This is a genomic window from Hymenobacter sp. BT559 (assembly GCF_016427535.1).
In the GTDB taxonomy this organism is placed as follows: domain Bacteria; phylum Bacteroidota; class Bacteroidia; order Cytophagales; family Hymenobacteraceae; genus Hymenobacter.
In genome coordinates this window covers 84,993-109,111 of sequence record NZ_JAELXV010000007.1, presented here as the reverse complement: position 1 = coordinate 109,111, position 24,119 = coordinate 84,993, and the positions used below count along the sequence as shown (strand labels likewise).

Sequence of the window (24,119 nt, the reverse complement as noted above, 5' to 3'; positions counted from 1 at the left end):
ACTTTCAGGAACGTCATACAGCAGAGAGCTGCTTCTCATAGCAGAAGAATCGCAGTCCCGGCCGGAACGCCAGCTTTATCTCGCCCGCAAACCGGTAGCCCAGCTTCGGAAACAGCCGTTGCGTGGCAGCGTTTTCCGAGTTGGTATCTACCCGTAGCGTGCGCAGCCCTAGGGCGCGGGCTTCGTGCTCAGCCTGCGCTAGCAAGGCTTGGGCCACGCCGTGGCCCTGCGCCGTGGGTGATACAGCCAGTCGGTGCGTCACTAATGCGGGCTCGGCGGCATCCCAGTTGGCATCGGCGTACTCGGCATCTTGGTCTTGGGTAAGGGCCGCTATGCCCGCCAACTGGCCGCCTAGGGTGGCCACCCACAAGTGCTGGCGCTCGATGTCTTGCCGAAAAACGGCTTCGTTAGGATACTCGCTCGTCCACTGGTAGTTGCCGGCAGCGTTCATCAGCGGCACCACTTCGCGCACCAGCGCCACGATGGCTGACAGGTCAGCCATCGTGGCGCGGCGAATAGTTACGTCAGCTGCCATACTTACCCGCGGCGCAACACCTCGGCCGCATCTTTAGCGAAATACGTTAGGATAGCGTCAGCACCGGCGCGTTTGATGCTCATGAGCACTTCCATCATGGTGCGCTCGCCATCGACCCAGCCGTTGAGGGCGGCGGCGCGCACTAGCGCGTACTCGCCGCTCACATTGTAAGCCGTCACGGGCAAGTTGGTGTGGTTTTTCACCTCCCGAATGATATCTAGGTAGCTCAGGGCTGGCTTAATCATTACCATGTCAGCGCCTTCAGCTTCGTCCAGCGCCAGTTCGCGCAGGGCTTCGAGGCGGTTGGCGGGGTTCATCTGGTAGCTCTTTTTGTCGCCTTTTTTGGGCGCCGAGTCCAGCGCATCGCGGAACGGACCATAGAACGCCGACGCATACTTAGCGGTGTAGCTCATGATGCTGACGTTGCTAAAACCATTGCTGTCCAGTACCTCGCGTATCCAGGCCACGCGGCCGTCCATCATGTCGGATGGCCCGATGATATCAGCACCGGCGCGAGCCTGGGCCAGCGCCATTTGGCCGAGTACTTCAAGCGAAGCGTCGTTGAGAATCTCGCCCGAGTCCACGTCCACCACGCCGTCGTGTCCGTCGCTGCTATAAGGGTCCATGGCCACGTCGGTCATGATGGCCACGTCCGGAAACTGCCGCTTGATATCGGCTACTGCTTTGAGGTAAAGCCCGTTAAGGTTAGTCGATTCGCGGGCCAGCCGGTCCTTCAGGTCATCATTGATGGCTGGGAAAGGCGCAAACGAATTAATTCCTAGGTCAACGGCAGCACCAATTTCGTCGATAATGCGGTCGGCCGAGTAGCGGTATACGCCTGGCATCGACTTCACTTCCAACTTTTGGTTTTGGCCCTCAATCAGAAAAACCGGGTAAATAAAATCGTGAGTAGTGAGGCGGGTTTCCTGCACCATGTCACGGATAACCTGCGACTTACGGTTGCGACGGGGGCGATGCGTGGGGAGAATAGGCATTGCTAAAAGAATCAAAAACTAAACTTGTACACCCCTACCAACAAGCAAAACCCGGTATCGTTACAGATTCGGCCCATATTACTGCCTAGGCCGCTGCACTACTTCTTCTTTTTGCCGCCCTTAAACAGCGAGTAAAGCAGAAACAGCACTACCAGCCCCGCGGCCGCGTAGCCCACCCCCGTAAAGAAGCCAACGCTAAAAATCACGTTTACCAGTGCCCCTAGGCCGGCCAGTAGCGCCAGTACTACCCCAATCACGAACAGCCCAATGCCACCCAAGCCACTTTCGGCGGCACCCTCGGTAGAATGCTGGCGTAGGTGAGGCGCTAGTTTTCTGGCTATTGGCTTGGTGATGAATGCCTTTGGTAAGGCGAGTAGTTGCGGTGACGCCTTATGCCGCAGTTGCGGCGCAATAGGCCGTGTAGCTGCAGCCAAAGGTTGGCGGGCAGGAGCCGGGGCAATGGGCGCGGTGGGCTCTAGGGGCCGCGCGGTGGCTACGGTTGCCGTAAGCGTGGTGTCGGTCAGCACCCTAGGGGTAGTGGCAACTACTGGCACCGACGTGGCCGACTGCGATTGAAACACGAGTTGCTCGCTGCGGCAGCCCGCCAGCAGGATGGCCGGAGCCAGCCATAAAGGTTTTCTCATAACGCCTTATACTCAGAAAGCCAGGATAACGTCGGCAATTACGGCGCAGGCGTCGCGCAGTTCGGCCTCGGTGATGACTAGTGGCGGCGCAAACCGGATGATGTCGCCGTGGGTGGGCTTGGCTAGCAGGCCGCGCTCCATTAGCGTCACGCACACGTCCCAGGCCGTGCGGCCATCGGGCGAAGGATTAATAACCAAGGCATTAAGTAAGCCTTTGCCACGCACCTCGTCTATTACCTCGGGTCGCTGGGCTTGCAGTTCTCGCATTTGTGCCCGAAAAACCTCGCCCAAGCGTTGCGCATTTTCGGCAAGCTTTTCTTCTTGCAATACCGTAAGCGCGGCTTGGAGCACCGCGCACGCCAGCGGGTTGCCGCCAAACGTGGAGCCATGCTGCCCCGGCTGAATGGTAAGCATCACGATATCATCGGCTAGCACCGCCGATACGGGCAGTACGCCACCGCTCAGGGCCTTGCCCAGAATGAGGATGTCGCCGCGCACGCCCTCGTGGTCGGTGGCTAGCAGCTTGCCGGTGCGCCCTAGGCCAGTCTGAATCTCGTCAGTGATGAGTAGTACGCGGTGCTGCTGGCACAGCTCGGCGGCACCCTTTAAGTAGCCCTCATGCGGTACCACCACGCCCGCCTCGCCCTGAATGGGCTCGACCAGGAAGCCGCACACGTGTGGGTCTTGCAGAGCTTCGGCTAGGGCTTCTAGGTCGTCGTAGGGAACTACTTGGTAACCCGGCACAAAAGGCCCAAAGCCGCCTGTGCTATCGCCGTCGGTGCTAAAGGAAATGATGCCAGTGGTGCGCCCGTGAAAGTTATGCTCGGCCACTACGATGCGCGCCTGGTTGGGCGCAATACCTTTTTCTTGGTAGCCCCACTTGCGAGCTAGCTTGAGAGCCGTTTCTACAGCTTCGGCGCCCGAGTTCATCAGCAAGGCCTTTTGGTAGCCAAACAGCTCACAGAGCTGCTGCTCGGCCGGCCCGAGCCGGTCATTGAAAAAAGCCCGCGAAGTGAGCGTGAGCCGCTGGGCCTGCTCGGTGAGTGCCTTGATAATGCGTGGGTGGCAATGCCCTTGATTGACTGCCGAATAAGCCGATAAAAAATCAACGTAGCGTTTGCCTTCCACATCCCACAGATGCACGCCTTTGCCGCGCGCCAGCACCACCGGCAGCGGGTGGTAGTTGTGGGCGCCGTACTGGTCTTCGAGCGCCATCAGGTGCTCGGCGTGGGTAGTGAAGTGGGCAGGGGCGGCGGGGCTCGACATACAGAGTAGAAATAGGGTAGGAATACTCAACAAAACTACCAGGCTATACGGTCCGTGGCGCCGTAAAGCTTCAGCGCCCAAGCTTGAGGTGCGTAGCCGTTGGCTGGTACTTTCGTGTTGCTATGCCTCCTGCCGACCCGCGCCTTGCCGCCTTTGCTGCCCAGCCGCTCCAGCCCGGCGATTTCTATTACACGCCCGAGGGCTACCTCGTTTTCACCGAGCAGTACCACCGCCGCCGCGGTTTTTGCTGTGGCAATGGCTGCCGCCACTGCCCTTGGCGCAAGGCCAAGCCGTAGAGAAATATGCCGGAGCAGAGGAGAATTTGGGCAGCCAACCTTCGTTTTCAGATAATAAAAGGCCAAATGCCTACCTACGTTAAGAGAGCAGCGACTACTCATTTGCGCACTTACTCATTTACTATTTGCTAGTTGGCTAAAAAATGCCGATATTTGCGGCCCGTTTCGGAATAGCATCAATTAACCCTTCGATATCATGGCCCGAGTTTGTGATTTGACCGGCAAGCGTACCCGCGTGGGTAACAATGTGTCGCACGCCAACAACAAGACCAAGCGCAAGTTCTACCCCAACCTGCAGAAAAAGCGCTTCTATATCCCCGAGCAAGATGCTTGGGTAACGCTGCGCGTAGCCGCTTCTACCATCCGCACCATCAACAAGAATGGCATCATGGCCACCTTGAAGAAGGCTAAGGAGCAGGGCTTTATCACCTACTAGTCAGCAGCCAATCGCTGTTTTCTCGGGCCACTCTCAGCGCCGGAGCCAAGTTGCCTTAGGTACTACTTGGCTTCGGCGCTGCTGCTACACGCAAGGGGCTACCTAGCCCGCTGCCGGTAGCGCGCAGGAGCCAGGCCAACAGGGTTTTGCAGTTTCCCGAAAAAGCCGTACCTTTGCAGTCCTAAAAATTAAAAAAGTAAACCCCCCGTCACGATGGCCAAGAAAGGAAACCGGGTGCAGGTTATCATGGAGTGCACCGAGCACAAAAACTCGGGCATGCCGGGCACCTCGCGCTACATCACTACCAAGAATCGCAAGAACACCCCCGAGCGCATCGAGCTGAAGAAATTCAACCCGATTCTGCGTAAAATGACTGTTCACAAAGAAATTAAATAACTCGCGTCATGGCTAAGAAAGTAGTAGCAACGCTGAAAACCGCCGGCGGCAAAGACTGGGCGAAAGTGATTCGCGCCGTGAAGTCGGAGAAGACTGGTGCCTATACCTTCAAGGAGGAAATGGTACCCGTAGACAAAGTGCAAGACACGCTGGCTGGCAAATAAGCTGCGCCACTGTTTAATGACGTGAAAAAGTCCCACCTTCGTGGGACTTTTTTCGTGTTATCCGTATCCTCCTTTTTGTCATGCTGACGAAGGAAGCACCTTATCACGGCGGCTTTCGTCAGAAATTATCCAGTTCACTGGCGCAGGCGTGATAAGATGCTTCGCTGCGCTCAGCATGACCCTGCCGCTATATGGGCCTCTTCGATTTTTTTAAGAAAGACAAGGAAAATAAGGAGCAGCAGCAAGCCCTCGACGAAGGCTTGCAGAAAACCAAAACCAGCTTCTTTGACCAGCTCAGTAAAGCCGTAGTGGGCAAAAGCACGGTGGACGAGGCCGTGCTCGACGACCTCGAAACCCTGCTCGTGCACGCCGATGTGGGCATCGACACAACGGTGAAGGTCATTGACCGCATCGAAAAGCGCGTGGCTCGCGACAAGTACGTGAGCACTGGTGAACTCGACCGCATCTTGCGCGAGGAGATTGTGAGCCTGCTCGACGCGCACGGCGATAGCACCGGCTCGCGCGCCATCCTCGACCGGCCCGACAGCCCCGGCCACCCCTTCGTGATTATGGTGGTGGGCGTAAACGGCGTAGGTAAAACCACGACCATCGGCAAGCTGGCGCACCGCTTCCACGCGGCAGGCAAAAAAGTAGTCCTAGGTGCCGCTGATACCTTCCGAGCCGCTGCGGTGGACCAACTCATTGTGTGGGGCCAGCGGGTGGGCGTGCCCGTCATCAGCCACGGCATGAATACCGACCCGGCTTCCGTGGCCTATGATGCCGTGCAGAAAGGTGTGGATATGGGCGCCGACGTGGTAATTATTGACACGGCAGGCCGCCTACACAACAAGGTGAACCTGATGAACGAGCTCAGCAAAATCAAGCGCGTGATGCAAAAGGTTATTCCCGAAGCGCCGCACGAAGTGCTGTTGGTGCTAGACGGCAGCACCGGCCAAAACGCCTTCTTGCAGGCCAAGGAATTTACCCGCGCTACCGAGGTATCGGCCCTGGCTATTACCAAGCTCGACGGCACGGCTAAGGGCGGCGTAGTTATCGGCATTAGCGACCAGTTTAGCATTCCGGTGCGCTACATCGGGGTGGGTGAGAAGATGACGGACTTGCAGCTATTTGACCGACACACGTTCGTCAATTCGCTGTTTAAAAAGTAACCTAGGGCCCCGCAGGCAAGCTTGCGGAGCGCCAGCGGAATAAATAAGGGCTCATCCGCGTTTAGGCTGAGTCCATTCACCCCTTCCTATGCGCGGTTTTACTCTGGTGCCCCTGGCGGTGCTGCTAGCTGCCTGTAATTCGGCGACGACCACTCAAACGATTCCGTCAATTTCGTTTAGTACCCAGATTAATATTACTAATCAACAGTACCAAGCACTGCGCTTCGACAACGGCGTGGTAGCGCTGCCCGCCACTGGCATCAATGGCGGCGGCGTGAAGGGCCTGCTGGTGGTGCGACTAAATGCTGGCACTTACCTCGCATTTGACCGCAACTGCCCTTACCAGCCTTACGATGCTTGCTCTACGGTGAGCCTCGACCGCTCACGGCTGTTTTTTCGCGATAGCTGCTGCACCTCGCAGTTCGACTTTCGCGGCAATGTGACGGGCGGGCCGGCGCGGCGTCCCTTGCGGCAGTATACTACTAGCTTGAGTGGCAGCTTGTTGACCATTTCGAATTAATTTGAAGAATATTTTTTGTCAATTTGCTTGCAAATTCAAAATAGCCTTTCCTATCTTTGCAGCCCGAAAGCGCCGGTTTCGGATACAAAAAGCTTCCTTAGCTCAGCCGGTTAGAGCATCTGACTGTTAATCAGAGGGTCCCTGGTTCGAGCCCAGGAGGGAGCGCTTTCTTTAAGAAGCCCGTTGTGAATCAAGTATTTGCAACGGGCTTTTTTATGGTGTGCCTGTCGGTGTGCCTCAATTCCTTTTGATAGCCTCAAAACGTGTGGGCTAATCAGCTTTAACCGTAGTATTACAGACTCATCTAATACAGTAGAGTCGCATATAGGTGGCAGAGACAGCAAGCATATCTATTACCATCAAAGGCAGGGCCGGAGATGAGCCTATAAACCCTCGGAACTATGACATCCGAGAGGTACAGGAAATGCTTGCCCTTGCAGTCGATCTTGTCTTTGGCTCTGATAAAAAGCAACGTCCTCTTGCTTCTTATGAGTTGCAAGAGGGTTCTGTAAAGCACGTGATAACGACGTTGGTCACGGTTGTGAGTATTGCGGGTCAGCAGCTAGATGACGTTCAACGCACTGGCTCTTTGAATAGCATAGACCCAGTAAGAGCAAAAGCAATTTCTTCGATGCAACAACTTGCTAAGAAGAAAAAAAGAATTTACTCTATTGGCATCGCTGATGAGAATAGACCATTGCTACTTACTGATAAAACGAACTATGTAGCTCCTGTTTCTAATCAGTGGTTTGAAACTGAATTGTACTTCTATGGACAATTAGTTGATTGGGGCGGCGCCAATCGTTCCAACATACACTTGTTGACATCGGATAAAGGAACAATTACCATTCCTACAACAAAGGAGTTAATTACCTCTATTGAAGCAAATCTAGTTTACAAGTTATGTCGCGTAATAGCTATCGGAAAAGAGGATGCAGTAACAGGGGAAATAGATTACTCTAGTTTAAAGCTAAAGGAGATAAAGCCATACAATAGGTCATTTTATGACCGAAGCTACATTGAAGAACTAGGTAAAAAAGCAACGCAGAACTGGCTAGGCGATTTGGAAGACCCAGAGGCATGGCTAAATCAATTACGTGACCATGCTGAGTAAGGCCGGAGCCGTTTTATTGGACACTAGTTTCTTCATGCACTTGCTGGATAGTGGCAAGGAATGGAATGAGCATGCTCATAAGTATATGAAGTGCTTTATGGATAGCGATTGGTCCATGTATTTATCCACAATTGCCTTAGCGGAATGGTGTGTTAAAGGCAGCATGGATGAATTGCCCATGAACAACCTCCAGCTAATACCCTTCACTGCAAGCCATGCACAACGGGCGGGTGAATTCACGGCATTAGCTCTTAAGCATCGCAATACACCTCCAGTTGAAGGATATAGGCCCCTTGTTAAAAACGATACTAAACTGTTTGCTCAAGCAGACTTAAAGCTAGATATTACTCATTACCTCACATCAGATGAGAAGAGTAGTAAAGAGATATACAGCAGAATTCAAAATGCCTTTCCTGCACCTAGATTCAAGTTCATTTCACTGTGCCTGCCACCAGAGCAGACCTTGCAAATGAAACCAATCCAAAGGTCAATACTAGATTACCTGACAGAGCTCGAAGCAGATGCTGGTGAGTAGTATTATATAAGCCCCGCCCACCAGCGGGGTTTTTCTTTGCACCATGAACACTACCGAATCCCGCACCTACATCGGCTCCACCAGCGGCCCCGGTGGCTTTGACGGTTATGCTGGCTTGGTCCTAGGCACTCGCTATGAAGGAGCCGAGCAAGACGTACTCGTGCCGTCGAAGGAGGAAGGCGCTGACCCCGTGCCCGTGCGGCGCGTGGTTATCCAGCTGGCCAATGGGCGCACGACGAATGTGACGCCTGAGCAGTGGGGGAAGTGGTTTACAAAATAAAAAAGCCCCGGCCGGTCAGGTCGGGGCTTTTTGCTTGGTGCCTGAGTGCTTACAGCCCAATGTTACGTCTTATTGACACTAGCTAAGGTAGCACATAACGTTTCGAAGGAATGCGGTATAATGCCAAGATTATATAACTTCCTGTCGTTATGCCAAGAGTTTATATAACTAAAAAGTGTAACGCCGCGTTATGTTTGCAACGGAACAAACCCACGCAGCTATGTCACTCCCCACCCTCACGCTTACCTCCTCGATTAAGGAGGCTGCAAAGCCCGGCGTATTCATTGGGCGCATAAATGAGATTTCGGGCATTTTTGCGCAGGGCAGTTCACGCGAAGAAGTCTATGATGACTTAGTGCGCAACACTGCCATTATGCTGCCCTCTAAAAGAGCAGAAGCTCTGGAGTTGCTGAAAAAGCAAAATCAAGTGCCCTCGACTGTGCAATCAGAAGGCAAAATCCATTTTACTCATAAGGTCCAAGAGCTAGAGCTTGCTTAATGGAATCAGATGAGTATGGTCCACTAGACCTTGATGTAAGACGCTTTGTGAGCTGGTTGGGTTACTGTTACTGTGAGGTGACAGTAAATTTCCCTGGGGCAGTATACTCAGTTCGCAACAACGAAAATGGTATTTGCTCTTCTGTACCAGCCAACCATGCGCTTATCGACCGCACTATGATGTATCATATTTGCAAGACGCTCATGGTTGATATGCCTCCTGGCTTTGAGAAGTTTCAGCAAATGTGGAACGATGCAGAGCCAGACCTATTTTAAAGTCAATAAAAAGCCCCGGCAATGGCAGGCCGGGGCTTTTGTTATAATTAATAAGTCACGAGCAATAGGTCACGCGGCGAGTCCCTTCATCCCGCCAGTATAGAATCGTACTAGGTGTGCAAATAGGCTGCACACCTAGGGCTTATTACTTATAGCTTATAACTAATAGCCAACAGCTAATAGCTAGGCTCACCACCCACACCACCAGCCGCAGCCGCTCAGGTGGCCAGCTCAGCCGGGCGGCCAGCCAGCGCAGGGCCCGGTCGGTAGCGGCCGTGGCGCCCACGGCAAACACCTTGCCCCCGCTAGCCAGGTTTATCACAGGGTCGAACAGCAGCAGCCGACTGAGCACGGCTTCTAGCCAGGTACCAGGCGCCAGCACCAGCGGCAGGAAATAGGCAGCAGTAAGCACGTAGTGCAGGGCGAAGGACTGGCGCTTGGCTTCAGGGCCGGGCGGCGTGCGCTTGATGGCTGGCAGCAGCAGGCCTTGCCCTAGGGCCATGAGCAGCACGGCGGCCGGCCAATAAATGTATTTAATCATTTGCCTAACAAATGTTTATGTACTATATTTACAACACTCTAGGCCGCTCAGCTATCTGGTTTGCCAGCTCTGTGCAGTGGTAAAAAGGCCGGCATTGATAGGAGCCGGATACCTCCAATTCGCAGCCGTACAGCTAGGCCGCCCTATCCGGCCCGGTAGGCACGAAAACCCCAATAGAGAAGACGGTTTGGCCCCAGCCCGAAAGAGCTGGGGTTTTTGTTTGCTGGCCCTAAGACCGCTTAACCGTCGAGCCCTTGCGGGTGCCGGCCCATACCAGCAGGCAGATGAGCGACACCACGCCGTACACGATGACGGCCCAGGGCGCAATGAATTGGTAGATGGGATAGCTCAGCGCGGCCCAGGCGGCGGCGGTGATGAGGTACTTTGTCATGGCAGAAAAAAGAAATTAAAGGGTAGCGTATTCAGCCTTCGCGTTGAAGCTGGGGCATTCCTTGTGAACATTGGGAAAGTCCCGGTGGCCCTGAATGCGGGCATTGGGGTAGGCTTTCTTCCAGCGCTGCAGGATGCGCAGCAGCTCAGCCTTTTGCTGGGGCGTGCGCGTGTCGAGGCCATGGCCCTGCGCATCGATGCCCCCGATGTAGCTCACGTGTAGCGCGTGGCTGTTGTATCCTGCCACGCCGTTGCTCGGGATAGAATCGTCGAGCAGACGGTGGCTCTTGCCGTTGGGCTCGATGACGATGTGATAGCCGGGGTTCTTCCAGCCTAGCTGGGTGCGCCAGTAGTTGAGGATGCTGGCTACCGTCGTGTTCTGCGGGGTAGCGGTGCAGTGCACCACAAGCCATTGAATCGGGCGCATCGCTTAGGCTTGGTTAGGGGATAGTGCCTTGCGGCGTTTGTAAGCGATGACGGCCCAGACCAAACCTGCCACCAGCAGCAGCCCCACGGCCGAGGCGGCTACCTCACCCGCGGGCTTGGCCAGTTCGGCACGCCAGTCACTGGCTTCTTGTACAGGAGCGCTGAGCTGCGGGGCGTTGTTGTTGCCGCGAGTAACCTGATTATTGCCAGGCCCCGCTACTTTGCTCACGATGGCGCCACTGTCGGCCTTAATAATGTCGCCCGACTTCTTGCCCGTTTGGATGGTGCTGGCACCCGCGCCCACGGCTGCCGTGGCGTTTTTACCTAGGGTAGTGACGGTAGCTGGCGCGTTGTACACATTAATAGTTGACTTCTTACCGATGCGCGCTGGCACGGTAGCCACTACAAATGGCGCGGGCGTGCGGCCCAGCAGCTTGTCGAGCACCGAAGGCGCGGGCTGCACTACTACCGAGTCGTGGCGCTCGGTGAGCATGGCCGGGGTGTAGGCCGCGCCCTCGCTGTGAGGGTGGGCGGGCGTGAGCTGGCGCTGCGTGCTGCAGCTGAAGGCAGTGACCAGCACCACAAGGATGAGCAGAAAGCCCAGGACGGCGGCGGTGCCCGCATGGCGGGCGATTTTAGTAGGCATGTTGCAGAAAAAAGGTTAGGGAGTGGCAGTAGGGTCGGTGGCCGGGTCGGGCTCAGCCGGGGCAGCCGCCCGGGCGGGGGGCTGCTGAATCGAATCGACGAGGATGGGGCCTAGCTTCGAGTTAAGCAGCCACTTGAGCGCATATTGGAAAAGGCTGGCCGCGCCTTCTTCCTGTACTTTGAGCGCCACCATCTTCTCGACCACCTTGCGGGCCTTGGTGGTAAAGAGCCAGCCAAACACGAGGTCGGCCATCCAGTCGTAGTAGGGATAGGAGTTGATGGCATTGCGCACTACCGCCATCACGATGACAGTTGAAATGAGAATGCCACCTAGGCGCTGAAACTCGCTCCAGCGGAACGGCTCGCCCTTGAGCTTCTTAGCCACCTGGTAGCCGTAGCGGCCGTTAGCCAGGTCCAGAAACAGCAGCAGGTAGAGCGCGCTGGGTGGGTTCCATATCCAGCGCGTGCAGAAGGCCGTGAGCCCTGCCACGAGCGTGCCAATGGCCAGGCCCTGCACCGCAGCGCCGCTGTAGAGCTTCACGCCGATAGTAGAAGACAGGAAATCGCCACCCGACCGAAAGCCCAGCAGTTTGATGGTTTCTGAATAGATGGCGCGGAACGGCATTAGGCAGCGAGCAAGTGGGTGAGGCGGTCGATGCCGCGCTGGGTAGTGGCGAGCTCACGCTGTAGGCAGGTGCGCTCGGATTCAAGGCGCTGGCGGTCTTCGGGGTGTAGGCCAGTTGGCTCGGGGCCGCTCACATGCACAGGCTTGAGCAGCTTGGGGTCGAACTCGGGATGTAGAGGGCAGCACATAGTCCTAGGATTTGTAGTAAGAGAGAACTTCCACGTCCCACTGGCCAGCCGTGGCCTTGGCGTAGAGCGTGGTGCCAGCGGGCAATTCGATAAAGACCGGCTGCATGGGGGCTAGCACCGCGTTTAGGCCGGGCAAGGCGGTGAGCAGGAAGGTTTTGCTAAAGACTTCACTGCCCCCGCTGGTAGTGCCGATAGTGATAGTGGCACCAAGGTTCGCGGCGGGCGCGCTGCGCATGGTCAGAATCACATTGTAGGGCTTGGCCTTGCGGCCCTGGGGCGTCGGGTCGGTGAGCGGGCCCGGCTGCATGGCCACGGCCGCAGCGCCCACGGCGGTGGCGTAGCGAATCGGTGCGTTTAGCCCGCCGTAGGTCTGCTCTAGGCGCGGGGCGGCGGCATCCTGCGTCGCCTTCGGCACCATGATAGGCCCGGTGGCTACGTCGCCGGTTTTTAGCAGGCGCTTGGCTACTTCCGTGTTGGCCGTGTCAGCCAGGGCTTTGGTAGCAGCTAGGCCCGTATTGGCGTCGTTTACTGTGTTGCGCACCTTGGTTACTTCGCCTGTTAGCGCGCTGACTGTCGAGGCGGGGGCCTTCAGGTCCACATCCGTGCGCAGGCCAGTCAGCAGGTTGCCGAGCTGCGTCTGCGCCGCCATCAGGTTGGCCAGCAGGTTGCCGTCATTGGCGAGCAGGTCTTGCGCGGCTTTAATAGCCGCCGCCTGCCCTTGGTCCAGTTCGAAATTGGCCTGAAACTGCTGCGCTACGGTAGCGGCGTCGGCTTTTGCATCTACCGTGCCGGTCAGGGTCGTAACCCGTTGGCGCAGGTCGGCTAAGCTGTTCGCGCTGGCCTTGCCATTCAGCAAGCTGGTAAGCTGCTCGATGGTGGCGAGTAGCGGCTGAACAGCCGCCGCAATGCGGTCGCTGACCGCCGCCGGCTCGGGCGCGCTAATGCTGGCCGGGTCGGGCGGGCCCACCGGCAGGCCCAGCTGGGCCCCTACAGCTTGAAAGAAAAGCAGGTCCTTGGTACGCATTAGTCAGGCAGTAAAAAGGCGGGGTATAGGCTGGTGAGCCACCACACCAGGGCGGCGGCCAGCACGAAAAGCAGCAGCCTAGGCCAGGTCGGGCGCATGGGGTAGAATAGGCTGGCCCTGTTCGTCTTTGGGCGCCCAGTGGTAAGCGGGGGCCGCTTGCAGGTGCCGGATGATTTCAGCCGTGATGACGGTCGGCTGCTCGCGTATGAGCTCCAGCCCGTCGCCTTGCAGAATCACCGGCCGAGGTTCAGCCTCCGCGGCTTTCGCCTCGATGGCGGCCTGCCAGTCGTCTGGGCTCTCGGTGGTGCGTTGCAGGGCTACCTCGCCGTTATTGGCGTAGAGCAGCGTGTCATTAGTGCCGATAAGCCGCACAGGTTGGCGGGGGTTGAACTCGGCCAGCTCCGGGCCTAGGCCTTCCGGCTGGCTTTCATCGAAGGCGTAGCGCTTGACTCGTACCACGATGACGCCGCTGACCTCGCCCGTGCTGAGCGGTTGCGTCCAGTTTTGCTCGATGACAAAGCCGACCTGTTTGATGCGGGTGCCACCTAGTACGATGTCAGGCAGCAGAATGCGAATGTGTTGACGGGGGGAAGTAATGCGTGGCATAATGCTTAGAAATTGAGGTCTTGACGCCATTTTGCCCGTACTGCGTCGCGCTGGGCCTTGGTGGTGTGCGCTACCGTATCCAGGGCGAAGCCGCCGAAATCAGCCGAGGCCGGCCGGCCTGAGCCAATGGAGGTGCCCAGCGACTGGTTGGAGAGATTACCCGCGCCAATTGGCTGGCCTAGGCCGTTGAGGGCCACGCGCAGGTAGTTGAAGCTGCTGGAAAACAGCAGGGCATCGGTTTCGTCGTACACGCGCACGGGCTGCCCGTTCTGCAGTACCCAGGTGAATATTTTGAGCTGGTCTACTGGTGCCCGTGGTGCGGCGCCCATGTTGGTGAATTGGCCCGACTGGTAGAACGTGCCGATTTCCGCCGTGCCCTGGGGGCCGGCGTAGCCCAGAATGGTGCGGTCGCCCCCGCCCGGTGGCTGCTGCCAGTCGATGATATAGCCGCCGAAGTTGTCCGTGTCGAACGTGGTGCCGCGCAGCAGCAGGTAAAAGGTGTAGTCCGAGGCCCCAGCGCTCACGTTGGGAATATCCCAGGGGTCGTAGGCCGAGCCCGAGGGAATCGTGTAGAGCGGCAGGGCCTCGCTGGTGAGCATGCGGCCGGGCGAGTTGATGTTGCCGCGCGTGTTCATATAGCCGCCGAGCGTGCCCATGTTCTGCCAGCGGTACATATCATTCTGGCCACTATAACTTTCGAAATAGAGCGGCAGCGTGGGGTAGACAGGCGCTAGAGCGGCGGAGCCGGCTAAGCGGCGGCGGGCGTGGTGATGCAGTATTGACATGGCTACTCCGCTAGAATGATTACCTCGATTCTATCCACGCACACCAGCAGCGAGTAGCTAAAGGCCTTGCCGCTAGCGTAGGTAGCGCCCAGGTACTTGTAGGGCTGGCCACTCGGGGCATTGCTGAAAACGGGAGCCCCGGCACCCGCCCCCACGGCGAAGCGCACGCACTTGCCCACCACGCAGCCCGTGGCGTTCACAGTAAAGCTGCCGTTGGCAATCGTACCGTAGTCCGTTGCTGACTCCGCCGTGAGCGTCACGGTAGTAGTGCCAGCCGCGGCGGTGCGGTTGAGCTGCGCCGCGCGGGCCTGCGCGTCGGTGTAGCCCGCCGCCAAGCCGCCGGTCAACCAAGCCACTTCCAGCACGTTGCCGCCGTCGATGCCCGCGCTGGGCAGCACGGTGAGCGTGTGGCTGGCGAGGTCGAAGCTGTAAACTGGTTGGCCGCTAGCATCCCGCTCAGGCAGTAAGTCGAGTACTGGGTCGGCGCTAACTCCAGTCACGCCGCGCACGCCTACACTTACAATTTTGGTAGCTTGGTCGAGGCCCGCTAGGTCTGTAGCCTTGATGGTCTGCTGCCCGCCGGCCGGGGCGGTGTAGGTGCCAGTGACGTAGGTAGAGCCACCGGCACCAGGGGAGCCGGAGCCAGCCGAGCGCTCGTCAACTATAATCTCCGCATCGGTATAGGCCACGGAGTTAGCGCCGGCCGCGTCAGCGGAGCGTACCTGCTGCAAGTTGGTAGGCGTGCTGCCGCTAACCTTGGTAGTGCCGCGCAGGTAAATCTTGGTGCCCCGAGGTGCTACGCCGCCGAAAAGCGGCCCGAACGTACTGCGTAGGTCGCAGTCTGTTAGGATGAGCTGAACGGGTCGGTGTCCTTCGTAGGTGTTGCCTTTGAAGCTGATGAGCGCGGTGCCGAGCGGATTAGTAGCCGGCGTGCGGCGCACGCCGCGCACCCGCACCAGCTCTATCACATCAAACAGGCCACTGGCCTGCGCTTCGGTTAGGAATATATTGAAGACCGTACTATCGGATATTCGCACATCCGTGATGGTCAATTTATTGGCCGTGTTACTATTATGCGCGTAGAAAACTACCCCACCGGCGTAGAAGCCACCGCTTAGCGTCTGATTAAAAGCTATGGTAGAGCCTGCTGCGAGTCCGATAGCAGCAACGGCGCCATCGGGGAACGCGGCGCCGGTCGCCTCTACTATCAGTGAGTTCTCGCCTAGGATATAGCCGTCCTGGTAGCCACTCAATACAACCGTATCACGGTAGATGCCGGTGGGAAAGGCATCCGTAATTGCTTCCTGCGCGGTGGAATAAGTACCCCCTGTGCTTGCCAGCACGTTCTTGGCAACTAACGTATTGAGGGAGGCAGTTAACAGCCGGTTGGTTGGCGCGCCATCGGTTTGATAGCCGGGCTGGTCGTAGAGGTTGCCATTCAGTTCCTTGTACGTGCCCGCCACCACGTCCACTTCCACCAGCTGGCCTTTGCCCTGCGCGTCATACACGACGCCTAGGCTGTGGTAGGCGTCAGGTCGCACGCCCTGCACGTACACGGTGGCGTCGGTACCGGCGGCGTTCCAGTCGCCCGCAATGCCGTAGAGCCGCGTAGGCTTCACGCCCGGCGGGTCAGCATCCGGCAAGGCCTGCGCGTCAGCCAGCGCTATAGCAAGGTAGTCGCCGGTCAGGCGTCCGGCCAGTGCCGCCGCTAGTGCATCAAGGCTGGCTGTGCCGTTGCGCTTGGCGGCGTCAGACTCATCCAGGGGCGAGCGCAGTATTACCACCTTGTCGCGGGGCAACAGGTTATTAAAAACCGGGTCTTGGCTGAACTTGCGCGGATTAAGCATTTTCGTAAATCATGTAGGAGCCATCTTCGTGCAGCATCGGGCTGTCGTCTTCGTGCAGCATCACGCCCTCGGGCAGTTCGGCAGTGGGCAGCGCCAGCGTGCGCATTTGCGCCCCCGCTATCTGCCACTGCGCCTCGTTCACCCGGTAGGTGGCTGCGGTAAGCAGGTACACGGCGGGCCGCACTTCGCGCCCGTCGGTGAGCAGCACGCCCGGCCCGGCCAGGCCGCCCAGCAGTTCACCAGTCAGCACCTGCGCGGGCTGGCGCTGCCAGAGGTTGCGGTCACGCACCACGTAATCGCCCACTTCACGAGGCGGCGCCGTGGGGTTGGCCGCTTCGCGCCAGCCTTGGGTCGGCAGGCTGGCGCCATCGAGCAGCGTGCCCTGGCGGCGCACCCAGGGCGTATCAGAGTGGAAAAGTGTCGTGGCTTCATCGACACGACTCACCAGCTGGCCGGTGTCAGTGGTGTAGGAGCTGGTATAGGTGTCAGCCGTTTGGGCGGCCACGTTCTCCCAGTTGATTTCGATATCCGAGATGTCCACCGTGGTAGCAGTGGCCCCGCCCACCGGCTGGTAGAAGCGGATGAGCACCGGCTGCGGCCCGGTCAGGCTCGTGCCGTAGCCGCGGTAGTTCACCTTGATTTCCCCGCTATCGTTGAAGCGCACGTAGGATTGCTTCAGCACCTGGTCAATATCCTCGGTGTCGCCGGGGAAGGCCAAGTAGGGCGCTAGCCAGCGGCTGCCGAACTTCACGGCGAAGTAGAGCGTGCTCTGCCCAGTAACCGCGGCGTTGGGCGTAAAGCCGTAGGCCTTAGCCGTGAAGGCGAGCGTAAACGTGCCGTCGTAGTTCGTGACCGCACCTAGGTCGCGCAGGGGCACGGCCGCGCTGGCCGAGGTTTGCACCCAGCCCGCTAGCTCGGGCGTCTGGCCGTTGGTGTTGACGCCTACCAGGCGCAGCAGCGGGGCCTTGTCCTTGCCCTGGTAAACCAGCTGGCTCACGGGCGCGCCTGGGGAGGCCGACCAGCTAGCGGGCAGCGAGGCGGGCAGGTCGGTATTCTTAGGCAGGGCGCGGGCCAATAGGTTCACCTTTTCGCCGGGCTCGGCGGGTACCGTGATGGTGGCCACGGCCGGGCGCAGGCTCTGGCGCTGACTACCTTTCACCCAGCGCAGTACTTTCTCTTCGGGGTTACGTACTTCTGCCAGCGGCTCGCGGGGCACGTCGGCCAGCGGCTGGCCCATCGGGTCGTAACTCTGGTAGACCACGCGGCCGGCGCTCAGTTCGGCTAGGCGCTCTAGCCACCACGCGCCGCGCTCCTGATAGAGGCGGGCCTGAAAGGTGGTGAGCAAGGCCAGCAGCACTTTGCCGCAGTCCCAGGCTTTGCCCTTGTCGTCGGCGTACTGGCCTACATCGATTTTAATTTGCTCGATAGCCGGGCTGGCCAGTGACGCCGTGCTGGGGTAGAAGTTGAACAGCGTATTAAGTGGCAAATCGAGGTCGAGCTTGCCCAGCAGGAAAAGCACGAGTTCTTTCAGCGTCCAGTCCCCGCGCAGGCGCTGCCCAGCCGAGCCCACAAAGGGCACATCAGAAAGCGTACCCAGGCCATCGGTGGCCGACAGGTTGAAGGTGGCCGGCGGGTTGAGGAAGGCCACGTCGTACTGCTCAGGCAGTAGGTAGCCTTTCCAGAATAGCAGCCCATCGGCCACGCGCTCAAGCTCCACGCGGTGCAGGCGCTCGTCACCGCTGAAGAGCGGTAGCAGCTGCTCACGATACCAGAGGTAGAGGCCCAGCTGGCACTCGCTGCCGCGCAGGAAGTTGGTAAAAACGTGGTCGGTGGCACCGCCCGGCCAGTCGAGCGTTACGGCGCCGGGTTGGCCCCTCACTACCTCAGGCTGCCCGGTGTACTCGCGCTGCATAATGCGCAGGCGCCACTTCACATTATCGGCGTCCAGGAAGGTGTGCAGGTAGCGCGCGCTGTAGCTGGTCACGAGCAGGACCGTGACCTGCGCACGGCAGCCGCCCGTGCGGGTTTCGCGGGCGTACACCGTGTAGCGGCCCGGGCGCAGGTTCTCAAAATCGTAGCGCAGCGGCGTAGTGGCTGCCCCGCTCAGGCCAGGCGTGTCGAAATCATCGAGGCTGAAGATGACGGGGCTTTGCGCGCCGGCCGCGATGGCCACCAGTTCGCCGCGGCCATCCACCACGGCCGAGGGCGTGACGGTGAGCGTGAGCGTGCACTTGTTCTGACAGGCTGCCACGTCATCCACTGACACGAGGTCGATGCCTCCTTGCCGGTCGTGGTGCACCTGAATTTCGCGGTAGGGCGGCGCGCCGGGGTCTACGCACCAGCGGTCAATGATTTCGGCCGCGGGGCGGTTGTAGCGGGTGCCGTCTGGTGACTCGGGCGGAAAATAGCGCTTGGCGGTGCGCGTAGCCGGGTCGTAGTAGTACTCCTGTACGCGGAAGTAGTCGGGGTTCTGCAGGCCTGGCAGCGTGAAGCGCAGCAGCAGGATGGCGCCGGGGGGCGCGTAGGTGGGGCCGTCTGGCTGGTCAGGGTCGGCCACGGCTATTTGCCGCGACTGCTGACAGCCGGCGGCATCACGCACGTACACCGTGACCGTCGTGCCCGAAGCCACGGCGTAAGTCGCCTTGTTCTGCACGAAGGAATTAGCCTCTGTCGAGAGGCTGCTACTCCAGGGGCCGTGGCTGGTAGTGACCTTGAGCGTAAAGCCTGGCTGGTCGGTCGTGAGGTCGTAGCCTACATCTAGGTCGCAGGTATTGGCCGGCGGGGCGGCGATGACCTCAATGCGCGCAAAGGGATAGGTGCGCGTGGCGTAGATGCGCACCGTTTCGGCCTGCTCGTAGAAGGTCTGAATATCCTCGCCATCAGCGTAGGGCCAGCTGTCGGGCTGGCGGGTGCCAGGGCGGCCTTTGGGCTGGTCAGGGTCGGTGGCTTCTTCACGCACCACAATGGCCCGCGGGCTGTCGTTGTAATCAACGAAGCGCGTGCAATTAACCGCGGAGTAGAAGAGTGCAAAGAGCCCGACTTGCATGTACCAAAGCTCCGATTGCCCTTAGCCCAGAAGCGAAGCCGGGCGGGGGAAACTAGGGGCAAGCGTGCATTAGCTTAGTAGCATGAAACACTACCTACTCGCGGGCCTGCTGCTGGCCGCCGTGCCTGCTGTGGCTCAGACAAAAACTAAGTCACTCCCTACTACTACCCGTTATGAGTTGCGAGGGATTGCTACCTACTTCTTTAATCAGAATCTAGGTAATAAACCAGACATAGGGGCCAAGGCTTTCATTATTAAAGAATCAGCCATCAAGAAGGGCACCAACATTGTCTCGCTTCAGACATATCTGATTAACCACGACCTAGTTGAGCATACGGGTTCAAGTAGTGGCCCAAAGCTTGAGAAACTACCCGACGAGATGACGCCAGCAGATAAAATACAGGCGCTGGAGGGGGAGGCATTAGCCGCTCAACAAGAAATACTTCAAAACCCTTCTACTTCGGAAGTAACCGCTGATGGCAACGGCGTTTTTCTGAAGAAACTGGCGCCGGGTTATTACATTGTTCTGATTCGTTCTGCCAATAGGTCGCGTATCAATCCCTTAGAGATGCAGGGGCAAATGATAGTGCGAGAAGTGTCTATTAAAGATGATGACAAGGAAGTATCTGTAAATTTCAAGCCTTAACGTCTTCCTATTACACGCCCGAGTCGGTCAGTGCTTAGCGTTAGTACGCCTGCTAGGTTGGGCCCGCTGGCCACGATTTCAACCTTATGCGTGTAGGTAGCGCTGGGCTGGGCAGCAGCGCCAGGGGCTGTACTTGGTGTAAATGAACGGGGCGAGCTGGGAACCGAAGAGGATGGGGCGCTACTTGGGCGCCCCCCTCCACCAGCCGCCGAACTACGTAGCGAGCCAGCGCCAGCGCTAGCAATACCAGATGCGATAAGCAAGCCAGTGCCCGCTGCAATCTTTAACGCACCAAGTGCTTGTTGTCCTGGTATCAATAAATCCACCAGACCATCAGCAATCATTATTTTACCCCTCTTAGCGGCATACTGCGCCAGTACATCTATCAAGCTAGCAAATACACCCTTGAGCGCATCGCCAGCGCTAGCCCCGTTAAAGGCCATGTTGCCGATAGCTTCCCCAACACTAGTGCCTAGCGCTTCAAATCCGGCTTGCAGTGTTTCGTTATTCAAGCGTGCGACCTCAGATTCTACCGAGTACGCCCGCTGCTGCTGGGCTAGTTCTTGCAGAGCCTGCGAATAAGGGCTCATGCCGCTGGCTATCAGATTTTGGATAGTTTGTCCAAGTACCTGTGCTTTAGCCCCTGCCTCATCAAAGCTACTGCCAAATAAGACGCTATTAGCCTTGATTTGTTGAAACCCCGCACCTAGGGACAGCAACTCAGCTTTCAGGGTCTTGGGCACGAAGCCATCAAACTTGGGCTGTATTTTGATGTCATTCAAGCCTTCCATCTGTTTGCTGAGTAGCTGTACCGGCTGCATCGCCTCTGCAATACCCTGCATGTTAAGCTTGACAGCTATCGGCAGCTCGAACGGCTTGGTTTGCTTGGCATAGTCGCCCAGCAGTCGGGCCACGTCTTGGGGCAGCGTGTCGCCAATAGTCTGCGGAATAAGCGACTTCACGGCCACCGGCTTGAGGTCGAGCGTGCCGCCAATGGCTTTGAGCTGGTCGATTTGCTGGCCTAGGTTGGCCGCTTCCAGCGCGAAGCTGCGGAAGGCCCGTGAGTTAGGGCTTACGCCAGCATCTACCAGCGTTTTCAGGCCCTTGAGCAGCGTATCGGAACGGCGTTCTAATACTTCTAGCTGGCTGGGTGCATCACCTAGTAGGTTGTCGAGCGTTGTGAGGCGGCTCAGCTCTAGGCGTAGCTTAGCTACCGCGTCGGTGCCTTTTTTAGTAGTGCCCTCTAGCTCAGCAATACGCTTTTGCAGGCTGATAATTTCCGTGTTATCAACCTTAATAGCGCCAACGGTAGTTTCCTTGTCGCGCTGCTCCTGTACTTCTTTGAGCCGGGCTTTTAACTCTTCCAGTAGCCCTAGGGTGCGCGTGATGCCACCTAGGTTGGCCGGCGGGAAAGGCGTGGTGGTGCTCAGGTTGTTGAGCACCGCGGCCAGGCCGGGCGTAACTACGGCCAGGGCGTCGAACTTCTCGGTTACGCCCTGCGTGGCTTCGCTCAGGCGTAGCTGGAAGCCTAGCACGTTGGCCAGCGGCTGTAGCAAGCCAGCCAGCGCCCGCTCGCCCTGCGCTGCGGCGCCGGCTAGGTCGCCACTGAGCAGCTTCACGATGGCACCGATGGACCCGCCGAATACATTCGACACGGCCGTGATGCCCACGGTGATGTCGCGGAAAATGGCCTTGAAAATGCCGGTAGCACTTACCAGGTCGCCAAAGTTGCCGCCGCCGTTCAGCGCCGAAAACGCATCCGTAATCTGGCTGACTGAGTTGGTGACCGACGTGGCCAGGTCGCTGAACACGCGCCCACCTTCGCCACTACTGGAAAAGTAGGCCGTTAAATCGCTCCAGTTATCAATAATGAGCGCTGCGGCCACTGCCACCGCTGCGGCCGCAATGCCCACCGGGCCCAGGGCTGCGGCCGAGGTGATACCCAGCGTGGCAAAGCCCGCCGTGAGCGCGGGCAGCGCCGCCCCTAGGGTGCCCACGGCCACCAGCACGGGGCCGGTAGCCGCAGCGGCCAGCCCTAGGCCTACGATGAGCTTCTGCGTGCTGGGGTTTAGGTTGGCGAACGCATTGCCCAGCCGCTCGATGCCGTTGGCCAGGCCTTCGGTGACATTGGGCAGGTCGAGGGCCTTACTGATGCCATCGCCTAGTTTGGCGGCGGCCTGCACGGCAGTTTGCTGCAAGTTCTCAAGCGAGTTAGCCAGGCCACCCGTTACGCGGGGTAGCTTGGCCAGCTCGTCGGTTAGGATAGCGATAAAGTCCTGGCTCGACTTGCCTTGCTTGGTGAGGCTGGCCGAAATGCTTTCGCTGTCAATTGTGCCGTAGAGCTTCAGCAGCGCTTGGCTCACGGCCGGGGCCGCCTCGATGATGGGGCGCAGGTCCTGGCTGAGTACCTTACCCTTGGCGCTGAGTTGGGCCAGCTGCGTGGTTACGCGGTCGAACTCGCTGGCCCCGCCGCCCGTGGTGGCGATAGCGTTGGCAAATTCTTTGAGCGATTTAGCTGATTGCTGCGCACTGATACCCACCGCGCGCAGGCGAATGTCACCGGCCACCGCTTGCTCGAAACCGATGCCGGGTGCCTTGGCTATTACTTCCAGCACTTTTAGGCGGTCGCCGGCCTGCTGGGCGGCGAGCTGCAACCCAGCCAGGCCCGTGATGCCCTGCTTACCTAGGTCGGCCGCCGTGATGGCTTCTACGCCTTTTTTCAGGCTTTCCATCTTGGCGCTGGCCACCACGGCTGCCGTGCCGAGGGCAGCCAGCGGTAGGCTCACGTAGGTGCTCAGGCTGGTGCCGACATCCTTCATGGCCTCGCCCGCCTGCCGCAGCCCCTTCAGGTCTTTATTGGCCTGAGCCATGGCAGCCCTGAACGCCGAGATTTCGGCGCCCAGGACTACAGAAACGGAAGCAAGGATGTCAGACATAGAAACTTATAGGATAGCAGCGTCACGGGCATCTAACTCAGCCCATAGGTCGTTCACTTCTTCGGCCGTGGCCGGCGCGGTGCTGATGGGCACCACATCACTAGGCAAGGGCAAGTACTCGTAGGGCGTTTCACCGCGGGTGCCCGGCGGCCGTAGCCCGTTTTTCACTTCCAGCGCAATCAGGCGAGTACGCTGCCAGGCGGCTTCCTCCCGGCGGTGGTAGCCGCGGCACTTCTGGTCAAATTCAGCGAGCGTTAAACTCCAGAACTTCTTGGGGCTCAGCTCTAGCTCACCTAGGCCGAAGCTGAGGTGCTGGTCCCATTCGAGTTCGGGGCTTGCAAGGCTTCGCTCTTGGCGGCTACCTGCTTGCTCAGGGCCGCCAGCAGAGGGTTTACCGTGAGGGTGGCATCGGCAATGGCTTGGCCTACTAGCTCGGCCTCCGCCGGCGTCATGTCCTGCATCACGTCGGTGGCATCGTCCTGGCTGAATTGCGCATTGCCGGGCACGTAGCGGCGCACGGCTACCGTCAGCAAGCTGGTGAGCGCTTCGAGGTAGTCATCAGCCAGCAGCTGGCCAAACTCGCTGGGCGCTTTGCCGGTGAGCTTGCTCCAGTCGCGCATCACTTTCAGGTCAAACTTGACGGGGTGCTGGGTGCCGGCAACGGTCAGGAATACTTCGCCGCTGGCCGTGTTGGGGGTGTCGGTTGCTAGTTTCATGGGGCAGAAAAAAGAGGTAGAAATGAAATGGGTTTCGCCCAAAAAGCCCGCCACGGAAGCCGGGCGGGTTTTCTGGAGAAACCTAGCTGATGGTTTAGGCGCCAGCCGCAAGCTTGCGCAGCGGGCCCGTGCCAGTAAAGCCGACCGAAGCCGTGGCGTTGCTCTTGTTGTCGCCCGCGAAACCGTTTTTGTTAATCCACACCTTGCCCTCGTAAGCGGGCGCGCTAGGCTGCTGGCCCAGTTGGTAGCGCAGTTTCATGATGGCGCCAGCTAGTTGCAGGTCAAGCAGGTTGCCAGCGGTCACGTTGGTGTCGGCGTCCGCGCCGTCGGCCACGCGCTGCGTCATCTCGCCGCCGGCATCCCAGGTGATTGTGCCAGGCTCGGAATTGGCGAAGTTGCCTGCAGTAGGGTCGTCGTCATCTTCTTCGACTTGGCAGTCGGTGGTCAACTCGGCCGTGGTCACGTTCAGGCTCAAGCTATTGGCGCAGAGCACGCGTACAAACTGGCCGCTGCCAGGTACTTTCTCAACATAGAGCCCCACCTTGGAGCCCTTAATTACTGTTAAGGCCATAAA

General features: G+C 58.5%; 30 protein-coding genes and 1 tRNA gene. 12 read left to right on the top strand and 19 right to left on the bottom strand.

All coding sequences use genetic code 11. From position 1 onward, the window contains the following. Positions 1-13 precede the first annotated feature (13 nt). The 4 genes from JAO77_RS20370 to rocD all read right to left on the bottom strand — a co-directional run bounded on the left by JAO77_RS20370 (position 14) and on the right by rocD (position 3,440). The gene (locus tag JAO77_RS20370; RefSeq protein WP_198992281.1) at positions 14-535 is read right to left on the bottom strand and encodes a GNAT family N-acetyltransferase; all 522 of its coding nucleotides are present in this window, start codon (positions 533-535) and stop codon (positions 14-16) included. 2 nt (positions 536-537) lie between these two features. Beyond that, positions 538-1,530 (bottom strand): porphobilinogen synthase, encoded by a 993-nt coding sequence (hemB, locus tag JAO77_RS20365; protein ID WP_198992280.1) that lies wholly within the window; start codon positions 1,528-1,530, stop codon positions 538-540. Positions 1,531-1,628: 98 nt separating this feature from the next. Beyond that, entirely contained in the window at positions 1,629-2,174 is a 546-nt protein-coding gene (locus JAO77_RS20360; RefSeq protein WP_198992279.1) for a hypothetical protein, read from the bottom strand. A 12-nt stretch (positions 2,175-2,186) separates the two neighbouring features. Next, positions 2,187-3,440, bottom strand: coding sequence for an ornithine--oxo-acid transaminase (gene rocD / locus JAO77_RS20355; RefSeq protein ID WP_198992278.1), 1,254 nt, complete (start codon positions 3,438-3,440; stop codon positions 2,187-2,189). 122 nt (positions 3,441-3,562) lie between these two features. Between rocD and JAO77_RS20350 the strand changes: the two genes are divergently transcribed. The 11 genes from JAO77_RS20350 (at position 3,563) to JAO77_RS20300 (ending at position 8,849) form a co-directional block, all read left to right on the top strand. Next, positions 3,563-3,736 carry a C1orf53 family protein gene (locus tag JAO77_RS20350; protein ID WP_198992277.1) on the top strand — a complete coding sequence of 58 codons (174 nt, stop codon included), beginning with the start codon at positions 3,563-3,565 and terminating at the stop codon, positions 3,734-3,736. Between the two features lie 196 nt (positions 3,737-3,932). Then, positions 3,933-4,172: a 50S ribosomal protein L28 gene (gene rpmB / locus JAO77_RS20345; protein ID WP_144847815.1), complete on the top strand. Its 240-nt coding sequence runs from the start codon at positions 3,933-3,935 to the stop codon at positions 4,170-4,172. Between the two features lie 213 nt (positions 4,173-4,385). Continuing rightward, the gene (gene rpmG / locus JAO77_RS20340; protein WP_133659579.1) at positions 4,386-4,568 is read left to right on the top strand and encodes a 50S ribosomal protein L33; all 183 of its coding nucleotides are present in this window, start codon (positions 4,386-4,388) and stop codon (positions 4,566-4,568) included. An 8-nt stretch (positions 4,569-4,576) separates the two neighbouring features. Further along, positions 4,577-4,732, top strand: coding sequence for a DUF4295 domain-containing protein (locus JAO77_RS20335; RefSeq protein ID WP_144847817.1), 156 nt, complete (start codon positions 4,577-4,579; stop codon positions 4,730-4,732). Positions 4,733-4,923: 191 nt separating this feature from the next. Further along, positions 4,924-5,901 (top strand): signal recognition particle-docking protein FtsY, encoded by a 978-nt coding sequence (gene ftsY, locus JAO77_RS20330; RefSeq protein ID WP_198992276.1) that lies wholly within the window; start codon positions 4,924-4,926, stop codon positions 5,899-5,901. An 88-nt stretch (positions 5,902-5,989) separates the two neighbouring features. Beyond that, a complete protein-coding gene (locus JAO77_RS20325; RefSeq protein WP_235998533.1) occupies positions 5,990-6,421 on the top strand; it encodes a Rieske (2Fe-2S) protein in 432 nt (143 codons plus the stop codon). Between the two features lie 91 nt (positions 6,422-6,512). Further along, positions 6,513-6,586 (top strand) — tRNA-Asn (locus tag JAO77_RS20320). Positions 6,587-6,845: 259 nt separating this feature from the next. Further along, positions 6,846-7,535: a hypothetical protein gene (locus JAO77_RS20315; protein WP_198992275.1), complete on the top strand. Its 690-nt coding sequence runs from the start codon at positions 6,846-6,848 to the stop codon at positions 7,533-7,535. A 34-nt stretch (positions 7,536-7,569) separates the two neighbouring features. Next, positions 7,570-8,070, top strand: coding sequence for a hypothetical protein (locus JAO77_RS20310; protein WP_198992274.1), 501 nt, complete (start codon positions 7,570-7,572; stop codon positions 8,068-8,070). A 43-nt stretch (positions 8,071-8,113) separates the two neighbouring features. Beyond that, the gene (locus tag JAO77_RS20305) at positions 8,114-8,350 is read left to right on the top strand and encodes a hypothetical protein (RefSeq protein ID WP_198992273.1); all 237 of its coding nucleotides are present in this window, start codon (positions 8,114-8,116) and stop codon (positions 8,348-8,350) included. A gap of 190 nt (positions 8,351-8,540) precedes the next feature. Next, positions 8,541-8,849 carry a hypothetical protein gene (locus JAO77_RS20300; protein WP_213019447.1) on the top strand — a complete coding sequence of 103 codons (309 nt, stop codon included), beginning with the start codon at positions 8,541-8,543 and terminating at the stop codon, positions 8,847-8,849. A gap of 420 nt (positions 8,850-9,269) precedes the next feature. Here JAO77_RS20300 and JAO77_RS20295 read toward each other — a convergent pair whose 3' ends face one another. From JAO77_RS20295 to JAO77_RS20245, 11 genes are all read right to left on the bottom strand, one after another. After that, on the bottom strand, positions 9,270-9,665 hold the full coding sequence (locus JAO77_RS20295) for a hypothetical protein (RefSeq protein WP_198992271.1): 396 nt from the start codon (positions 9,663-9,665) through the stop codon (positions 9,270-9,272). Between the two features lie 229 nt (positions 9,666-9,894). Then, entirely contained in the window at positions 9,895-10,056 is a 162-nt protein-coding gene (locus tag JAO77_RS20290) for a hypothetical protein (RefSeq protein ID WP_198992270.1), read from the bottom strand. 15 nt (positions 10,057-10,071) lie between these two features. Beyond that, entirely contained in the window at positions 10,072-10,482 is a 411-nt protein-coding gene (locus JAO77_RS20285) for an N-acetylmuramoyl-L-alanine amidase (protein WP_198992269.1), read from the bottom strand. A gap of 3 nt (positions 10,483-10,485) precedes the next feature. After that, positions 10,486-11,127: a hypothetical protein gene (locus tag JAO77_RS20280; protein WP_198992268.1), complete on the bottom strand. Its 642-nt coding sequence runs from the start codon at positions 11,125-11,127 to the stop codon at positions 10,486-10,488. A gap of 15 nt (positions 11,128-11,142) precedes the next feature. Next, complete coding sequence (locus tag JAO77_RS20275) at positions 11,143-11,751, bottom strand: hypothetical protein (RefSeq protein WP_198992267.1); 609 nt, start codon at positions 11,749-11,751, stop codon at positions 11,143-11,145. Next, positions 11,751-11,939, bottom strand: a complete 189-nt coding sequence (locus tag JAO77_RS20270) for a hypothetical protein (protein WP_198992266.1) — start codon at positions 11,937-11,939, stop codon at positions 11,751-11,753. The genes JAO77_RS20275 and JAO77_RS20270 overlap by 1 nt, the downstream gene beginning before the upstream one ends. Positions 11,940-11,943: 4 nt before the next feature. Further along, a complete protein-coding gene (locus tag JAO77_RS20265; protein WP_198992265.1) occupies positions 11,944-12,963 on the bottom strand; it encodes a hypothetical protein in 1,020 nt (339 codons plus the stop codon). Positions 12,964-13,041: 78 nt separating this feature from the next. Then, a complete protein-coding gene (locus JAO77_RS20260) occupies positions 13,042-13,569 on the bottom strand; it encodes a hypothetical protein (RefSeq protein WP_198992264.1) in 528 nt (175 codons plus the stop codon). Positions 13,570-13,574: 5 nt separating this feature from the next. Further along, on the bottom strand, positions 13,575-14,354 hold the full coding sequence (locus tag JAO77_RS20255; protein ID WP_198992263.1) for a hypothetical protein: 780 nt from the start codon (positions 14,352-14,354) through the stop codon (positions 13,575-13,577). 2 nt (positions 14,355-14,356) lie between these two features. Further along, positions 14,357-16,201, bottom strand: a complete 1,845-nt coding sequence (locus JAO77_RS20250; RefSeq protein ID WP_198992262.1) for a hypothetical protein — start codon at positions 16,199-16,201, stop codon at positions 14,357-14,359. After that, entirely contained in the window at positions 16,194-19,247 is a 3,054-nt protein-coding gene (locus tag JAO77_RS20245) for a hypothetical protein (RefSeq protein WP_198992261.1), read from the bottom strand. The genes JAO77_RS20250 and JAO77_RS20245 overlap by 8 nt, the downstream gene beginning before the upstream one ends. Before the next feature lie 82 nt (positions 19,248-19,329). Between JAO77_RS20245 and JAO77_RS20240 the strand changes: the two genes are divergently transcribed. Further along, entirely contained in the window at positions 19,330-19,893 is a 564-nt protein-coding gene (locus JAO77_RS20240; RefSeq protein WP_198992260.1) for a hypothetical protein, read from the top strand. On the opposite strand, the gene JAO77_RS20235 is transcribed toward JAO77_RS20240, so the two are convergent. The 4 genes from JAO77_RS20235 to JAO77_RS20225 all read right to left on the bottom strand — a co-directional run bounded on the left by JAO77_RS20235 (position 19,890) and on the right by JAO77_RS20225 (position 24,116). Further along, positions 19,890-22,829, bottom strand: coding sequence for a tape measure protein (locus tag JAO77_RS20235; RefSeq protein ID WP_198992259.1), 2,940 nt, complete (start codon positions 22,827-22,829; stop codon positions 19,890-19,892). The two genes, JAO77_RS20240 and JAO77_RS20235, sit on opposite strands and share 4 nt — an antisense overlap. 6 nt (positions 22,830-22,835) lie before the next feature. After that, positions 22,836-23,111 (bottom strand): hypothetical protein, encoded by a 276-nt coding sequence (locus tag JAO77_RS24690; RefSeq protein WP_213019451.1) that lies wholly within the window; start codon positions 23,109-23,111, stop codon positions 22,836-22,838. Positions 23,112-23,122: 11 nt separating this feature from the next. Further along, a complete protein-coding gene (locus JAO77_RS23920) occupies positions 23,123-23,545 on the bottom strand; it encodes a hypothetical protein (protein ID WP_213019446.1) in 423 nt (140 codons plus the stop codon). 94 nt (positions 23,546-23,639) lie between these two features. Then, on the bottom strand, positions 23,640-24,116 hold the full coding sequence (locus JAO77_RS20225) for a hypothetical protein (protein ID WP_198992258.1): 477 nt from the start codon (positions 24,114-24,116) through the stop codon (positions 23,640-23,642). Positions 24,117-24,119 lie beyond the last annotated feature (3 nt).

Coding starts and splice junctions, on each gene's coding strand:
- JAO77_RS20370 (WP_198992281.1), bottom strand. CDS start 535: ATGGCAGCTGACGTAACTATTCGCCGCGCCACGATGGCTGACCTGTCA.
- hemB (WP_198992280.1), bottom strand. CDS start 1,530: ATGCCTATTCTCCCCACGCATCGCCCCCGTCGCAACCGTAAGTCGCAG.
- JAO77_RS20360 (WP_198992279.1), bottom strand. CDS start 2,174: ATGAGAAAACCTTTATGGCTGGCTCCGGCCATCCTGCTGGCGGGCTGC.
- rocD (WP_198992278.1), bottom strand. CDS start 3,440: ATGTCGAGCCCCGCCGCCCCTGCCCACTTCACTACCCACGCCGAGCAC.
- JAO77_RS20350 (WP_198992277.1), top strand. CDS start 3,563: ATGCCTCCTGCCGACCCGCGCCTTGCCGCCTTTGCTGCCCAGCCGCTC.
- rpmB (WP_144847815.1), top strand. CDS start 3,933: ATGGCCCGAGTTTGTGATTTGACCGGCAAGCGTACCCGCGTGGGTAAC.
- rpmG (WP_133659579.1), top strand. CDS start 4,386: ATGGCCAAGAAAGGAAACCGGGTGCAGGTTATCATGGAGTGCACCGAG.
- JAO77_RS20335 (WP_144847817.1), top strand. CDS start 4,577: ATGGCTAAGAAAGTAGTAGCAACGCTGAAAACCGCCGGCGGCAAAGAC.
- ftsY (WP_198992276.1), top strand. CDS start 4,924: ATGGGCCTCTTCGATTTTTTTAAGAAAGACAAGGAAAATAAGGAGCAG.
- JAO77_RS20325 (WP_235998533.1), top strand. CDS start 5,990: ATGCGCGGTTTTACTCTGGTGCCCCTGGCGGTGCTGCTAGCTGCCTGT.
- JAO77_RS20315 (WP_198992275.1), top strand. CDS start 6,846: ATGCTTGCCCTTGCAGTCGATCTTGTCTTTGGCTCTGATAAAAAGCAA.
- JAO77_RS20310 (WP_198992274.1), top strand. CDS start 7,570: ATGCACTTGCTGGATAGTGGCAAGGAATGGAATGAGCATGCTCATAAG.
- JAO77_RS20305 (WP_198992273.1), top strand. CDS start 8,114: ATGAACACTACCGAATCCCGCACCTACATCGGCTCCACCAGCGGCCCC.
- JAO77_RS20300 (WP_213019447.1), top strand. CDS start 8,541: ATGTTTGCAACGGAACAAACCCACGCAGCTATGTCACTCCCCACCCTC.
- JAO77_RS20295 (WP_198992271.1), bottom strand. CDS start 9,665: ATGATTAAATACATTTATTGGCCGGCCGCCGTGCTGCTCATGGCCCTA.
- JAO77_RS20290 (WP_198992270.1), bottom strand. CDS start 10,056: ATGACAAAGTACCTCATCACCGCCGCCGCCTGGGCCGCGCTGAGCTAT.
- JAO77_RS20285 (WP_198992269.1), bottom strand. CDS start 10,482: ATGCGCCCGATTCAATGGCTTGTGGTGCACTGCACCGCTACCCCGCAG.
- JAO77_RS20280 (WP_198992268.1), bottom strand. CDS start 11,127: ATGCCTACTAAAATCGCCCGCCATGCGGGCACCGCCGCCGTCCTGGGC.
- JAO77_RS20275 (WP_198992267.1), bottom strand. CDS start 11,751: ATGCCGTTCCGCGCCATCTATTCAGAAACCATCAAACTGCTGGGCTTT.
- JAO77_RS20270 (WP_198992266.1), bottom strand. CDS start 11,939: ATGTGCTGCCCTCTACATCCCGAGTTCGACCCCAAGCTGCTCAAGCCT.
- JAO77_RS20265 (WP_198992265.1), bottom strand. CDS start 12,963: ATGCGTACCAAGGACCTGCTTTTCTTTCAAGCTGTAGGGGCCCAGCTG.
- JAO77_RS20260 (WP_198992264.1), bottom strand. CDS start 13,569: ATGCCACGCATTACTTCCCCCCGTCAACACATTCGCATTCTGCTGCCT.
- JAO77_RS20255 (WP_198992263.1), bottom strand. CDS start 14,354: ATGTCAATACTGCATCACCACGCCCGCCGCCGCTTAGCCGGCTCCGCC.
- JAO77_RS20250 (WP_198992262.1), bottom strand. CDS start 16,201: ATGCTTAATCCGCGCAAGTTCAGCCAAGACCCGGTTTTTAATAACCTG.
- JAO77_RS20245 (WP_198992261.1), bottom strand. CDS start 19,247: ATGCAAGTCGGGCTCTTTGCACTCTTCTACTCCGCGGTTAATTGCACG.
- JAO77_RS20240 (WP_198992260.1), top strand. CDS start 19,330: ATGAAACACTACCTACTCGCGGGCCTGCTGCTGGCCGCCGTGCCTGCT.
- JAO77_RS20235 (WP_198992259.1), bottom strand. CDS start 22,829: ATGTCTGACATCCTTGCTTCCGTTTCTGTAGTCCTGGGCGCCGAAATC.
- JAO77_RS23920 (WP_213019446.1), bottom strand. CDS start 23,545: ATGAAACTAGCAACCGACACCCCCAACACGGCCAGCGGCGAAGTATTC.
- JAO77_RS20225 (WP_198992258.1), bottom strand. CDS start 24,116: ATGGCCTTAACAGTAATTAAGGGCTCCAAGGTGGGGCTCTATGTTGAG.